A 13,367-nucleotide genomic window follows, 5' to 3' on the forward strand; every position below is an offset into this window, starting at 1 on the left:
CCCTGCTGTTCTGCGTACTGTGCTTACCAGCGACGCACAGGACCTGTGTCAATGTGCACAAATCCACTGCGAGGATAATAACCCACACCACCCAACTTCAGATCCAGGGCTGCACTGCGGACACGAGACAAAGAAATACCTTCCAGATTAAAATCAATGGCTTGACCTGTCATATGGTAGCTTTTCTTTGCCACGCCTTTGGTGGATCCGCGCAGCATTTGATTGGTTTTAGGCGAACGGTAACCAGAGATGATACGAACCTGACCTTTATGGCTCAGTTCTTCACGGATCTGGGAAATCGCATCGAAAAGGCGTCGGTCCATTGGCGCAACTTCATTCTGACGAAAGTCACGGCAAATATGGTTCATGCGCTTTAACTCTTTGTCCAGATAGAACTTCCCGTCAAAGTAACGTGTTTCCAATTCTTCTTTTGTATGAATGTTACAAAGGTACAGCTCTCGGGCACTTTTCGCAGTATAGGGACTCGCAATAGCCATTTTTGGCAACATAAAGGCGCCTAATGTCAGCCCGCTCGCGATCAGGAGCTGACGACGCTTATTATCTACTTCTGACATCCTGAAAAACTCAACTGTAAAACACAAAAAACAAGCGCAAAAGCCTGTAAACGACTGCACGATAGCCGTGTGTTTTCGATGAGTCAACGCACAAATGTCAAAAAACAGACATCAAAAAAGCCAACAAGTTGACTAGTTATTGACGAACAAGGAATTTAATTTTTGTAAATTGATGCAAATTTTTCTGAGTCTGGTGAATTTTTATCCTGCTCATCGTATTGATACACATCATTGCGGTAGTTCACCAGTCCCTGTTCATCAATCCACGCTGTCTTGTAGATCAGGAACACTTGGATCTTCGGTTTTACCCCAACTGTTCGGGTCGACGTTCGCCCAGCCAACTGATCAAAGCGCTGTTCTGACACACCAGCGTAGCTTAACAAGACTTTCGCCATTTCATCCGCGCCCTGGACGCGGATACAACCTGAGCTGAATGCTCTGAAGTCTTTATTAAACAGACTTTTTGACGGTGTATCGTGAAGATAAATCGCCTGATTGTTCGGTATATTGAATTTAAAGCGTCCCAGCGCATTATGGGCGCCTGGTTTTTGCCGCAGACGATACGGGAAGTTTTTCGCGTTTACATAACGCCAGTTGATAGAGCTGATAGGAATTTTTTCGTTGCTGTTCCAACCCCGGAGTACATCGTAATGATGACGATACAGATAACCGCTGTCATAGCGGGCTTTCGGGAGGATATCTTTCCTCATAATGGAGTTAGGGACATTCCAGTAGGGGTTAAACACCACTGAGGATAAGCTTGAACTCATGATAGGTGTTGGGCGTTTGGGTTGTCCGACAATCACTCTGGCATCAAACACCATACGATTATCCAGCCACAGATTGAGCGCAAAATCGGGAATATTCACCACCAGCCGGGACGGGGAGTCCGATGTCCACACCCGGCTGCGCTGGGCATTGAGTGCCAGCAGACGAATACGTTCCTGAGGCGTTACCGCAAGCCAGGCACGGGTCTGAGGACCAATGGCACCGTCCACTTTTAGTCCATGCCGTTGCTGGAAGTGTTTCACGGCTTCTTCCAGATCGATATTGTAGTGTTTCTTGCCCGCGGTTCTGAGCTGTTCTGCCTGATAGTCAGTTAAATCCCCCAAACGCTCCAGCATAGTGATTAAGACATCGGGATCTCTCAGCCAGGCGCCCAGACGGATAATGCCAGGCTGACTGAACACTGGCCAGGGCTTCTGCGCTATCGCTTCCATTCGGTTAATTGCTTGCAAAAGCTGATTGTAGTGACGATCGGTAGGTTTGAGTGACGCCACAAAGGCGTTGAGCTGATCACGTTCCAGCACGGCCATCAGCTCAGACAGACTTTCATCCGAAGGCGCAGGCATGCGCGCTGGCACTTCCTCGCTAAACAGCCACTGCGTACGGTTATCAATGACATTTTCAATGAAACTGAGATACGCCAGTAAGGTGTCTGTCGCAAGCAGATCATACTGCCGCCAGTCGTTGCTTTGCTTAAGCTGTTTGAGGCGTTTCAGGCGCTGATGAAAGTCGGGGCTGGCTTCAGCGAGTGTCAGTACCCATAACTGCTGCTCAAAATCAGTCACAGTGAAACTGTCTTGCCAGAGAGGCACATAACCTAAGCCGTGGTACAGCTGAGCCAACTGCTGTTTATACCGCAGGTCCGGCAGTTGAGCAGACACATCATCAACCCAGGCCAGTGACTTTTGCCGGATAAGCGCTAATTCTTCCGCTTGTTTCTGAGCCTGAATCTGTTCCGGGGTTAGCGCTACGGCTGCCGCCTCGGCCACAGCAGCAGGTTCAGCGACGGCACTTGTGTCAGCTTCTGGCGCAACAGGCGCTTTGATGTCTACACTGATCTCTGGTTCAAGACCAGTGTTTGACGCATCCTGTGCATGCAGAGTATAAGAAACACTGCTGACTACCAGAAGAAGCCCGATACGACCTAGCCTCGTCATGTGTGCTCTCCGCTACCATCACTAACATTATGGCAAAGCAAAGCGATTATCGCTTGAAATAAAACGATAACTCGATGCTTTCCCTATTTATACTTATAAATGTAGTGAGATATTCGAAAGGCCGTTGTTTCAAAGTTTCAACTGAACAGCAATTTCCAGTGGTTGTCCCACATCACGGCGGATTGATCGATGCGCCCCGGATTGAGCGTAGTGCGGGTCAGAATTTTTCCCGCCCCTGACCCCACCAGCCACTGCCCCTCACTGACTGCCACCCCGGATGCATCCGTCAATGGCTGTAAATCAACCAGATCACCTGTCTCTTCTCGCCAGATGCCGTAGCAGTTACCTCGCGGAGATGTCGCCAGCAGGTAACCATCCAGGCTGGCAATACTGGCAATATAGTGGTTAAACCGCATCCAGTCCTCTTCATCCGCCAATAGCGGTCGAAGTTCGCCGCCACGCGTATGCAGGTGGACAAGCGATGCAGTTTGCTCCGGTAATCCACGGTATTGCTGACCACAGGCGATGTCACCGGTATCTGTCACTGCAAGGTGCCGGATACTCAACCGTTTATCCGACAGCACGGCTTTCTCGACAGCTTTCCCGCTCTGAATATCGAGATACACCAATGCAGGCTGCATGCTATCCAGATTTAACGGTTCGCGGCCGAAGGTATGTACGCCCCCGACACCTATCGCCAGAGTGTCCGGATCGGCCAGCACCACCTCATGAGGGCCGATACCAAACCCAGTGTATTCAGCCACTTTTTGCAACCCGGCTGTCGTGTCATAAACACCAATCACACCTTCACTGGTTGTGCTCACCCCTTCGGTTGCAAACAGGTAACGGCCGTCCGCGGAAAATGCGCCATGACCATAATAATGGCGGTTCTGATCAGCACGGCGAAGCGGCAGCCTCTCTCCCGTCGCCGGGTAAAAAGCCTGCATATAAGCCCCCGGGCGACGGGCAAAAGCCACCGCCAGAACGCCACCAGGCTGAATCGCCACACCATGGCCGCGTTCAGGCAGAGCTATCTGGTGTATGGGCCGGCCCTTCAGGTCTGCCACCACAACGGCGTAGTGGCCGTTTGCCGTCCTGCTGCAACCGATAATACGATCCCCGGCTTCTGTACCGGATAATTGCCCCATAGAACGTTCTGCTGAGGCACAGGCTGACAGCATCCCTGCGGTGGGAAGCAAAATGGCGGTGCCCAGTGCTTTCTTCAGCAGTGCGCGTCGTGTTAAATCAGTCACCATCAGTTGCATTAAACCCTACGACTATGCCCAAAGCCGGCGACACTTCATCATGAAGTGCAAAACGAATGTACTCCAGGCTGTTATATATACTGATGAGTTCGCGATACCCATCGCGTGTTTTCAGTAACGCGCCCATGCTGGCACTTTGTGGCCAGCCGGCTATCAGACTATCGAACTGCCCGGCAATACGATCAGCCAGTTCGGTGTCTCCATGGGCCCGCAACAACGCATCCAGCCCTTTACTTTCGGCCAGATACAGCGACTGCATGGCCTGTACACTGGCTTTCAGATTGCTCATTGATGTTTGAGAGCGCCAGGACTCGGCCTGATAAGGACGCGGATGACCCGGCTTGCCCATAGGTAATGTCAGCTTCTTGATGGCAAAATCCAGCTGATTGGTCAGGGCACCAACATATTCGCCCAATGCCAGTTGCGGTGTCATTGCCTGCCAGGGATTGGCTTTCCACGCCTTAATCAGGGCTTCTCCACTCAACGTCAGACGCTGACTTATTGCCGTGGCGACCTCACACCCCTGCGGCTGCTGCAACCGTTCAGGATGCGCGTACAGCAGCCATTCCATTGCACCCGCTCCCTGTACGGCGACACTTTGTTCGGCAAGTAATGCCGCGTCCCATTGCGTATTCTGGGCAAGAAGCTGAGCCATTTTTCGCCCGGTAATGTCTTTTTTATCCGGCCAGAATTGAATTTGCCAGGTCAGCGCCAGTGCAGCCTCACTGCCTTTGTCCCGTCCCTGTAGCACCATCCAGTCCTGCATCAGCACTTGCCAGGCAGACCGGCTTGCCGCCAGGTTTTCATTCGTGTTTACCTGACAAAGCGTCTCGACCGCACTTTCCAGATCCCGCGCTGCATCCGTAAACGCTTCTGCAGCGTTAATATGCTGCTGGTGAATTGTGGCACTGACTGTCTCTTGATTTTCCTGACACCCCGCCAGCCCGGTCACCAGAGGCATCAAGCACAGTGCAATCCTCGTTTTTTTCATTTTCATACCCTTACAGTGAATGCAAGAAAGCGATTAATGCTTCCCTGTCCTGTTTAGCCAGCCGGAGAACCTGATCGCGGCTGCTCTGCGCTTCGCCGCCATGCCAGAGCACAGCCTCCATCAGATTGCGGGCACGGCCGTCATGCAGAAAATAGGTATGGCCATTCACTTCTTCGGTATAGCCAATCCCCCACAACGGTGCCGTTCGCCATTCCCGGCCATTGGCCAGAAACTCGCCACGGTGATCAGCCAGACCGTCTCCCATGTCATGCAAGAGCAGATCGGTATAAGGGTGAATAGTCTGCTCAGACAGAGCCGGTAAACTGTCGACTTTAGCTGTCTGCAGCTTGCTCTGGTGACAAGAACCGCACCCTGTCTCAGCAAATAAGCGCTCACCGCGTTGTACTTGTGGATCATCGAGATTGCGGCGAACAGGTACAGCCAGGTGACGGGAATAAAACTCAACAAAATTCAGGATTTTATCGCTGACTTCAGGGGAGCCGCCATTGGGCAGTGTCTGACATACCTCCTGACCACTGGTGCAGTTTTCAACCGGAAACAAGCGGCTCGTCAGACCCAGATCGCCGTTAAATGCACCGGCATTTTGCTGCTTCAGCGTCGGCTGGCCGGCTTTCCAGCCAAAGCGCCCCGCAACGGTTTGCTGTTTTTCAACATCCCATACCCGATTCAGCCGGCCGGAAATCCCTTTACCTTCTTCTTGCTGTGCTGCCGCCAGTAATTCCAGAGTCTGCTCGGGGATCTGCTCCAGCAAACCCAGACCTATCATGGGCGGTGCAATACGCGCCGACATCATGATGTCCGGGTGCAGGTCGCCATAATTCAGATCAAGAATCGTCAGTGTGGGTTTACGCAATGTCACGATTTCACCGTCCGGGAAAGTAACCGGGACATCAGTGTATGTCACTGTGATCTGGCCTTCGGGCTTGGCGTCAGGCAGAGCAAAATCCTGCAGCTGACCACCATAGACAGGTTCAGGGATCACGCCATCTGTGATCAGGGCTTTTTTCTGTTGCGGTGTCAGGGCCGGAATGCTTAACCGCACCAGCATAGACACAGCGTTGGTATCCCCTTCTTCCGGCGGATGCCCCCGGCCATCTTTGATGTGGCAATTCTGGCAACCGTTGGTGTTAAACAAAGGCCCCAGTCCGTCACGGGCGTCTGTCGTCGCGGGGGCCTGTACCCAGGGATTACGGAAAAAGCTGTTACCAACGCTAAAATCCAGCCGTTGAACCAAAGGAAGGTTCGCCGCAGGCATAGAGTAAGCATTCGCACCGGTTTTAGTGACACTGGTCGCCCCACCGGATTTGCGTAAAGAAAGATCAGCCGTAACTGCGTTTTCCCCGCTTTGCTGGGCCATGGCCGGCAAAGCGATCGCTAACGGCAACGCAAACGCAGCTATCCTGGCTGCAAAGGACTTCAACTTCATGTTATTACACGCTCACATTCTCAATATTTCTGGTCATACCATGACGGCAAAAGGGCTCAGATGAGCCTCTTAATGTTGTTCTTATAGATTGACCTCATCACTGCTTAAAACTGGTGATCAGCGGTATCCGGATTCAGGTTTGTCACATCCAGAATACTGGCAGCACGTTCAATCTCCGCCGTTTGCTTGACCAGCGCCATGATGGCGTTATTGACCAGCTTGTGGCCTGCTTTATTACCGGGCGCAATCAGTTGATCAAAATGCTGATTATGCTTCTCTGCTGACTCAACCAGGGTATAAACCTGCGAGCGGGCATTGTCGAACTCAGCATGAATCGCTTTTGCTGCCTGTTGATCTTTCTCCGCCACCAGATCATGGATGCTCGGTCCAGTCAGGGTGCTGCCATCAACACGCTGGTAAGTACCGGTGTAGACGTTGTATATACCCTGCTCATCATAGAAATGGGAGTTATGAGTATTGTCGGAGAAACAGTCATGCTCATCTTCGGTCGAACTGGCTTCCAGTGCCACTTTCATGCGCTCACCGGCCAGCTCACCCAGCGACAGCGATCCCATGCCGAACAGCATTTTACGTAAACCGTTATCCGGCGAATCTGCCAGCAACTCGCTGCGGTAATTGCCTTTCTCGGTTGCAGACCATTGCTTCGCCATCCAGTCCAAATCGGTCAGCAGCAGCTCAGACGCCGCTTTCAGGTAAGCCCGGCGGCGATCACAATGGCCGTTAGTACAAGCATCACCCTTCGCAAAATCGGTATAGGCACGCTCACCGGCGCCCGCAGAGGTGCCATTCAAATCCTGGCCCCAGAGCAAAAATTCAATGGCGTGGTAACCGGTTGCAACGTTGGCTTCCGAACCACCGACTTCATTCATATCCGCCAGCAACTCCGGTGTAATTTGCACCGCATTGATCGTCGCATTGCCCACCAGGATCGTTTCATTTGCGATGATATTGGCCGTCGCGCCTTCATTACCCAGCTCATGATGATAACCCTGGGCGACATAATCGATCAGGCCTTCATCCAGAGGCCAGGCATTCAACTGACCCTCCCAGTCGTCTACGACCGGGTTACCAAAGCGAAAGACTTCCGATTGCTGATAAGGGATACGAGCCAGCTTCCAGGCCTCTTTGGCTTCAGCCAGCGTCTTTTCAGAAGGCGCAGCAATCAAAGCATCAATGGCTTTGTCCAGGTTCTGTGCCGTTGTCTGGGCATCACTGAAAACATTAAAAGCAATATCTGCGTAATGGCTGACCACATCTTGCTTAGAAACAGCTGCATGCGATGAAGCGGAGGCCACGACAGAAGCGGCCAGCAGAGAAAGGGTAAAAGTCTTCTTCATCTTAGGCGTATCGTCCTTGGTGAAATTAAAAACAATGAGGTTTATATTGAGAATCATTATTATTCACGAAAAAGACAATAACAAGTAACAACTGGAAACATTTTGAAAAATCTTGACCAAAATCCGTACAAACAAAAAAATGCGACCCTTAGTGGTTAAGGTTTAACCATTTTTATTGGCGTGCCTCAGGATAGTTCAGCGCTCCTGATCTAAATTTCAGCGAGTGTCCGATAACTATTCCACTCATCTACAATAGAAATTATCAGCAGGAATCTGCAGCCAGTCTGTTTATCAGGAAATACCTAAGTTGTTCGTCGCCACTTCCTGATGCCAGAAGCTGATAAATCGAGCAAATCATGGTTTTTACAGCATTTTTGATAGCTGGCTTATTAACTGGCGTGCTAGAATTTTGGCTTTACTAAAGGTCTGACTGAAAAAGACGAACCATCACGTCAGCTGACTACTCAGACAACCTGAATCAATAAGTGCTTTTGCCGTTTCTATCACGCAACAATCCATCACCTGATGTTCCGTGCGGCAACAAGGTGGGAGAGCAACATGGACAAACATGAAGAAGTCCTCATCGCCCTGCGACAAATAATCCGAGCGATCGACCTGCATTCAAGACAACTGAACAAATCAACCGGTCTGACCGGACCGCAATTGGTACTGATGAAAGCTATACGCGATTCAGGTGAAGTGACTATTCGCCAGCTTTCCAGCAACACCAATATGAGTCAGGCAACAGCAACAACGATCCTTGACCGATTGGAAAAGCGTGGCCTTGTCGTCAGAGAAAGAAGCAAACTGGACAAACGAAAAGTGCATGCGCATCTCACGGCTGAAGGCCTGGCAAATCTGGATAAAGCTCCGCTGCCTTTGCAGGAAAGTTTTGTCTCCCGTTTTCAGCAGTTAGACGAATGGGAACAGTCGCTGCTGCTGTCCTCGGTTCAGCGCATTTCTTCCATGATGAATGCCGAACACCTGGATGTGGCGCCTATGCTGGAAGTAGGCAGTATTACGCAGACGCATCCCGACGACACCTCAGGTCATCACTAAACTTCCGTTCTGATAAACCGCCGGGCAATTTTACTGGCGGCTTATCTGTTATTCTCCCGCTCGACCATCGCCTCATTTCGCTGGCTTTGCTATCATACATTCCAACTATTCATCAATAATGCACCAGGGACTATTTGTGCTGCTTGAAGGTGTGGAAACATTACTGGTACTTGCGAAAGAAGGCACCATGAGCCGTGCAGGCAGCCGTTTATACATCAGCCAGAGTGCTGTCAGTAAACGTATCGCCCGGCTTGAACAACGGTTAGGCAAAAAGCTGATTGTGCCTGATGGCCGGAACATTAAACTAACCCCGGATGCGCAGGCACTTGTGGCGCAGGTCGGTCCCGGTTTCAATGAATTAAAAGGCCAGATCTTCGATCAGCAGGCTGTCCGGGATCATACCCCGATTATTCTGGCCTGTTCGGAAACCCTGGTGGCCGGTTATCTTGCCGCCTTGATGGGGCGCTTTCTGAAAGACGATCCTCATATCGTGCTCAATACCCACCACACCCCTGTCATTGTTGAGAGAGTCCAGGCTGGTGACGCTACCGTCGGGTTTTGTGCCGGTCATCTGCCCGCCCATCACGGGCTTCAGGCAAGGCATTTATTTGATGAGCCTTTTACTGTGGTATTCAATCAACCGCTGGCTGAAGCGCCAGAGTGCCTGCTGACCAATGATCTCAGCAATCCGGCCAATGCCTATCAGGCGGGATTATTGCAGCAGGCAGGCATTCGCCCTTTAATGGAAATGGATTCCTACACCGCAGCCGCAAAACTGGCATTGGGTGGAGCAGCGCCGGCACTGGTGCCGCTTTCGGTGGTGAAAACGCTGGCAATCAAAAAGCAGGATTGCCAGCATTTCGCGTTTCTTGACGGCTTTGTCCGCCCCATTTACCTTTGCTACCGCCAGCACAGTTATCGTTCAGAACGCGCGAAACACCTTATTGAAACCATTGCGGATTTTGTTCCCACAACAGCTTTATTGCCATCAACATAGACATAATCACTACCATAGGACGAATTAACTTTCGTCCGTTACTGACGACCACTTTGGCCCCTATCCTGGCACCAATGAATCCTCCTACCGCCATGACCAGACCAATCTCCCATACCGGCAGGCCAGCAATGATAAAGAACATGAGCGCGGCAATATTGGATGTAAAATTCAGCACCTTGGTCCGTGCTGTCGCTTCCACTATGCCAAGGCCAGCCAAAGTGACAAAGCAAATGGTAAATAAGGAACCGGTTCCCGGCCCGAAAAAGCCATCATAAAAACCAATGCTGGTGCCGACAATAAAGGCAAAAAGCCCGTCAGAGATCTTAGCTTTACCACCGTGAATACTGGCTTGTGGTGCGAACAGAAAATACAGAGAAATGATGATTAGCAAGGCTGGAATCATGGTCGTCAACAGGCCAGCATCAATCACTTGCACCAGTTCCGCACCCGCAGCTGAACCAACAAACGTGCAGATTATTGCCAGCACCATTTGCCCGAGATCGACCAGTCCGTTTCGCACAAAATAATAAGTCGCTGAAAAACTGCCAAAGGAGCTCTGCAGTTTATTGGTCGCCAGCGCCTGCGTTGGCGGCACGCCGGCTGCCAGTAACGCAGGTACTGTAAGCAGTCCGCCACCACCGGCGATAGCATCAATAAAGGCAGCCAGACCGGCCACGAAGAACAAAATCGCGAGAATGTCTAAAGAGATGTCCATACTTCTTCCTGAAACGATGGGGGCCAGTCCCCACAGGCCGGAAAAATTAACATCACTCATAACCCGTTAACAGCGAAAGCTGAGATATCAATTCATTCCACAATGGAATGAATTTCCGGTTAAACGCAATCTGAGCCTGTGCGTGTATCTGTCACAGCCGATCTACACTTAACAGGGAGGTAGAAGATTATGAATATCAGAGTTCAGCGCAATGAGTGCCATCCCTCTTTATCGCAGGCTGAAAACTTACAGGAATGGGTCAATGCGGCCATTCAGGCGCTGGAAGACTTCTTGAAGTCTCCGCAAGATTAGCGCTTTCACGCACAACAAAGGGAGCCTGAGCTCCCTTGAAGGTTTCGTTGTCTGGCTGGATTATGCCTGATGGCGGCGTCTGTACTGACGGCTTAGCAAGCCCAGTAAGCCGATCCCCAGTAAAGCTAAGCTGCCAGGTTCAGGAACCGGCGTTGGCGGATCACCGCCATCCGGATCAAACGCGACTTGGCCATGTGCCCACTCTTCATAACCTGAATCAAATTCAGAGAAGCTGGAGTAGAGAACGAAATTGTTCTGGCCAGCGGGTATATTGGCAAAGTAATTCTCATTGATTAAGAACACTAAATCCGTCGCACCACTCCCCGGGCCGTTGTTATTTTTGCTGGTATCCAGACGCACAGAATTATCCTGAAAAGCACCATTGTCATCCCAGTCGAGACTCCATAGCAACGTGCTGCTTTGCAGGTTCGCAATATCATCCACATTCTGGCTGGCAATACTGGTTGAGAACAGCATCAGGTTCGTCAGTACAATTTCATTATCATTTCCGGTTTCATTAGCATCGAGAATAAAGGCGTAAAAACCATCCAGTGACTGCAGTTCCGAGAACGTGACATCACGGGTAAAATTGCCCGATGGTAACTGATCCATCATATAGGGATCTGGGGTACCGGTATTAAAGCCTTCCTGTATGCCATTTCCGTCCCCATTACTGTTCCCGTTACCATTCCCTCCTTCCAGAACGCGCAGGAATGAGCTCAGATTGCCCGACCCCGCCCCGGTTTGCTGGTAAACCGCAACATAACTGTCACCTTGGTTGCCCATCGTCAGAACAGCCTGATCCACACCCGGTGTGGCTAAATTGATTTCAGCAGCGTTGGCCGATACACCCAGACAGCACAATGCAATCATGGTTAATCCACTAAATAACTTCATCCTTTGGCCCTCTGTCTACTACATGCGTTATTAAGTTCGAAGCAAAGATGAGGCCACATAGTAAGCAATTGTTTTAGCGTTAAAAAAAAGAGCAAACAAAGGAGGGTTGTAAAATTATCTGACAAGTATGTGATGACAATCCGGCTGGTGACGCCAATCTGGTGTGCTGTTAATTCTGGCTTTTACGTGTCATTTCTGCCGACAAGGTTAACTGCACCATGACGTACCGCTTAAACACTTCGCTGAGAGGCTGGGTATCCAGCGCCAGCTGCATACACCGAAGCCATGCCTCTTTCTCGGCGCTGTTAAGACGTACCCGTCGCCGGTTGGTATTGAGATAACGACGACCGTTGGATTTTGTGTAAAGCGGTACTTCACCGCGTATCCAGGTCAACAGAAAAGTCTTAAGCGTTTCACGATAATCAGTCAGATCGTCGGGGTATTTGGCCCGTATCACCGCCAGATCAGGGTGTGTGTCCATACAATGACAAAATGCATCAGCCAGTTTACGAATACCGGCCTCACCACCCACTGCATTCAGCCGGTTGTGTCCGGATGAGAAATCCAGAGTGTGACTACTGACAATATCTGAAATATCACGTTCGGGAGGTATCACAACATCGCCCATTACAAAAACACAGCTATGCATTAATTATCGGCAAAATACTGCCAATTGACGTAAAAATCTGTATTCGAAATGGGACAAAAGAAAGCCTTCACAACAAGGTGAAGGCTTTAATGCATAACAGGAGAAGAAATAACCGTTCAGGTGTTGTTATGCGAAAAGGGTATTACAATGAAGCGCTGTAAATCGTCTGATTTTGCTGATACAGCCTTAAGCGTTGCGTAAACTTGGCAATGCGTTGCGCTTCTGCGTCCTGCTCTAATTTTTCAAGCGCAATTTCCTGCGCTCTAACCGCCTGGTTGAACTGACCACAGGCAGCATAAGCAGCCGCAAGATTGTCATAGTCTCCCGCATCTGCCTCAGACTTTTTGACCAGCTGTTTTGCCAGTTTCAGCGCTAAATGACCGTCGCGTGCTTCTTCATCTGAACAGGTTGCATATAACCAAACCAGGTTACGTTTTGAATCCAGAGAACCGCCATTCGACGCCTGAGTAAACCAGTGAATCGCTTTTCCGCAGTTCACCTTGCCTTCAGCACCGGAGGCATAATAATTACCCAGTTCGACCATAGCAGGAATATCTCCTTCTTTGGCCGCCTTGCTGTACCAGTTGATAGCCAGCTCATTATTCTGAGGCAGCAACTGGCCTTTTTTGAACAAATCGCCGATCATCGTTTTCACTTCGGGCATATCAACTGCGGCTTTTTCCAGCCAATAGAGCCCTTTCAGCGGATCAGCCTCAATACCACTCTTCCCTTCCAGGTACGCCCGGCCCAGGAAAAGCTGCATATTCTTATCACCTTCTTCCGCTTCAAGCTCCACGTATTTCAGTGTCGATTTCAGGTGATTGGTCGGCTTTGTCGTCACAGATGCCTGAACCGGATGTACACCATATGCCATCACAGCAACACCAAATACTGAAGTGAGTGCAATCTGTTTAAGTAGTGTGAATTTATTCAACGAAGGTGAAAGCAATTTGCCACTGAAAGTCATAGTTGTTTCTCTTTGGTTCCTTTACACGCAATGGGAAGCACTTTAATGAATGGGAGGTTAAAAAACAACCAGCTCTATCTGGGCAATCGCGACTAAAAATATCGACACTAATGATAAACAGGACGGGAATCAAAGAGTTGTTATGAACACACTAAGATTATTTTTGCGCAAAAATGAGATATTGATCTTGTG

General features: G+C 50.2%; 13 protein-coding genes. 3 read left to right on the top strand and 10 right to left on the bottom strand.

Going from position 1 to position 13,367, the window contains the following annotated elements:
- Positions 1-23: 23 nt before the first annotated feature.
- The 6 genes from mepK to D6M16_RS06545 form a co-directional block, all read right to left on the bottom strand.
- Positions 24-575 (bottom strand): peptidoglycan L,D-endopeptidase MepK, encoded by a 552-nt coding sequence (gene mepK, locus D6M16_RS06520; protein ID WP_027253274.1) that lies wholly within the window; start codon positions 573-575, stop codon positions 24-26.
- A 155-nt stretch (positions 576-730) separates the two neighbouring features.
- Entirely contained in the window at positions 731-2,518 is a 1,788-nt protein-coding gene (locus D6M16_RS06525) for a L,D-transpeptidase family protein (protein ID WP_120511109.1), read from the bottom strand.
- Positions 2,519-2,655: 137 nt separating this feature from the next.
- Complete coding sequence (locus D6M16_RS06530; RefSeq protein ID WP_205576838.1) at positions 2,656-3,783, bottom strand: DUF1513 domain-containing protein; 1,128 nt, start codon at positions 3,781-3,783, stop codon at positions 2,656-2,658.
- Positions 3,764-4,774, bottom strand: coding sequence for an imelysin family protein (locus D6M16_RS06535; protein ID WP_240435537.1), 1,011 nt, complete (start codon positions 4,772-4,774; stop codon positions 3,764-3,766). Before D6M16_RS06535 ends, D6M16_RS06530 begins: the two co-directional genes overlap by 20 nt.
- Positions 4,775-4,784: 10 nt before the next feature.
- Positions 4,785-6,152: a di-heme oxidoreductase family protein gene (locus D6M16_RS06540; protein WP_120511893.1), complete on the bottom strand. Its 1,368-nt coding sequence runs from the start codon at positions 6,150-6,152 to the stop codon at positions 4,785-4,787.
- A gap of 173 nt (positions 6,153-6,325) precedes the next feature.
- Positions 6,326-7,579: an imelysin family protein gene (locus D6M16_RS06545; RefSeq protein WP_120511894.1), complete on the bottom strand. Its 1,254-nt coding sequence runs from the start codon at positions 7,577-7,579 to the stop codon at positions 6,326-6,328.
- 558 nt (positions 7,580-8,137) lie between these two features.
- Here D6M16_RS06545 and D6M16_RS06550 point away from each other — a divergent pair.
- Both D6M16_RS06550 and D6M16_RS06555 read left to right on the top strand, forming a co-directional pair.
- Positions 8,138-8,638 (top strand): MarR family winged helix-turn-helix transcriptional regulator, encoded by a 501-nt coding sequence (locus D6M16_RS06550; protein WP_046219768.1) that lies wholly within the window; start codon positions 8,138-8,140, stop codon positions 8,636-8,638.
- A gap of 136 nt (positions 8,639-8,774) precedes the next feature.
- A complete protein-coding gene (locus D6M16_RS06555) occupies positions 8,775-9,635 on the top strand; it encodes a LysR family transcriptional regulator (RefSeq protein WP_120511895.1) in 861 nt (286 codons plus the stop codon).
- On the opposite strand, the gene D6M16_RS06560 is transcribed toward D6M16_RS06555, so the two are convergent.
- Positions 9,580-10,350 carry a TSUP family transporter gene (locus tag D6M16_RS06560; RefSeq protein WP_120511111.1) on the bottom strand — a complete coding sequence of 257 codons (771 nt, stop codon included), beginning with the start codon at positions 10,348-10,350 and terminating at the stop codon, positions 9,580-9,582. The genes D6M16_RS06555 and D6M16_RS06560 overlap by 56 nt on opposite strands.
- A 189-nt stretch (positions 10,351-10,539) precedes the next feature.
- Here D6M16_RS06560 and D6M16_RS22580 point away from each other — a divergent pair, with 189 nt between their 5' ends.
- A complete protein-coding gene (locus D6M16_RS22580; RefSeq protein WP_276131386.1) occupies positions 10,540-10,662 on the top strand; it encodes a hypothetical protein in 123 nt (40 codons plus the stop codon).
- 60 nt (positions 10,663-10,722) lie between these two features.
- On the opposite strand, the gene D6M16_RS06565 is transcribed toward D6M16_RS22580, so the two are convergent.
- The 3 genes from D6M16_RS06565 to D6M16_RS06575 all read right to left on the bottom strand — a co-directional run bounded on the left by D6M16_RS06565 (position 10,723) and on the right by D6M16_RS06575 (position 13,082).
- Positions 10,723-11,559, bottom strand: coding sequence for a PEP-CTERM sorting domain-containing protein (locus D6M16_RS06565; RefSeq protein ID WP_205576839.1), 837 nt, complete (start codon positions 11,557-11,559; stop codon positions 10,723-10,725).
- Positions 11,560-11,728: 169 nt separating this feature from the next.
- A complete protein-coding gene (locus D6M16_RS06570) occupies positions 11,729-12,175 on the bottom strand; it encodes a globin domain-containing protein (protein ID WP_162940942.1) in 447 nt (148 codons plus the stop codon).
- A 175-nt stretch (positions 12,176-12,350) separates the two neighbouring features.
- The gene (locus D6M16_RS06575) at positions 12,351-13,082 is read right to left on the bottom strand and encodes a tetratricopeptide repeat protein (RefSeq protein WP_240435538.1); all 732 of its coding nucleotides are present in this window, start codon (positions 13,080-13,082) and stop codon (positions 12,351-12,353) included.
- Positions 13,083-13,367: the final 285 nt, after the last annotated feature.

The sequence above is a fragment of the Photobacterium salinisoli genome (assembly GCF_003614885.1).
GTDB lineage: Bacteria > Pseudomonadota > Gammaproteobacteria > Enterobacterales > Vibrionaceae > Photobacterium > Photobacterium salinisoli.

Excerpts from the sequence above, each read along its gene's own strand:
- mepK (WP_027253274.1), bottom strand. The coding sequence starts at position 575 with ATGTCAGAAGTAGATAATAAGCGTCGTCAGCTCCTGATCGCGAGCGGG.
- D6M16_RS06525 (WP_120511109.1), bottom strand. The coding sequence starts at position 2,518 with ATGACGAGGCTAGGTCGTATCGGGCTTCTTCTGGTAGTCAGCAGTGTT.
- D6M16_RS06530 (WP_205576838.1), bottom strand. The coding sequence starts at position 3,783 with ATGCAACTGATGGTGACTGATTTAACACGACGCGCACTGCTGAAGAAA.
- D6M16_RS06535 (WP_240435537.1), bottom strand. The coding sequence starts at position 4,774 with ATGAAAAAAACGAGGATTGCACTGTGCTTGATGCCTCTGGTGACCGGG.
- D6M16_RS06540 (WP_120511893.1), bottom strand. The coding sequence starts at position 6,152 with ATGGCCCAGCAAAGCGGGGAAAACGCAGTTACGGCTGATCTTTCTTTA.
- D6M16_RS06545 (WP_120511894.1), bottom strand. The coding sequence starts at position 7,579 with ATGAAGAAGACTTTTACCCTTTCTCTGCTGGCCGCTTCTGTCGTGGCC.
- D6M16_RS06550 (WP_046219768.1), top strand. The coding sequence starts at position 8,138 with ATGGACAAACATGAAGAAGTCCTCATCGCCCTGCGACAAATAATCCGA.
- D6M16_RS06560 (WP_120511111.1), bottom strand. The coding sequence starts at position 10,350 with ATGGACATCTCTTTAGACATTCTCGCGATTTTGTTCTTCGTGGCCGGT.
- D6M16_RS22580 (WP_276131386.1), top strand. The coding sequence starts at position 10,540 with ATGAATATCAGAGTTCAGCGCAATGAGTGCCATCCCTCTTTATCGCAG.
- D6M16_RS06565 (WP_205576839.1), bottom strand. The coding sequence starts at position 11,559 with ATGAAGTTATTTAGTGGATTAACCATGATTGCATTGTGCTGTCTGGGT.
- D6M16_RS06575 (WP_240435538.1), bottom strand. The coding sequence starts at position 13,082 with ATGGCATATGGTGTACATCCGGTTCAGGCATCTGTGACGACAAAGCCG.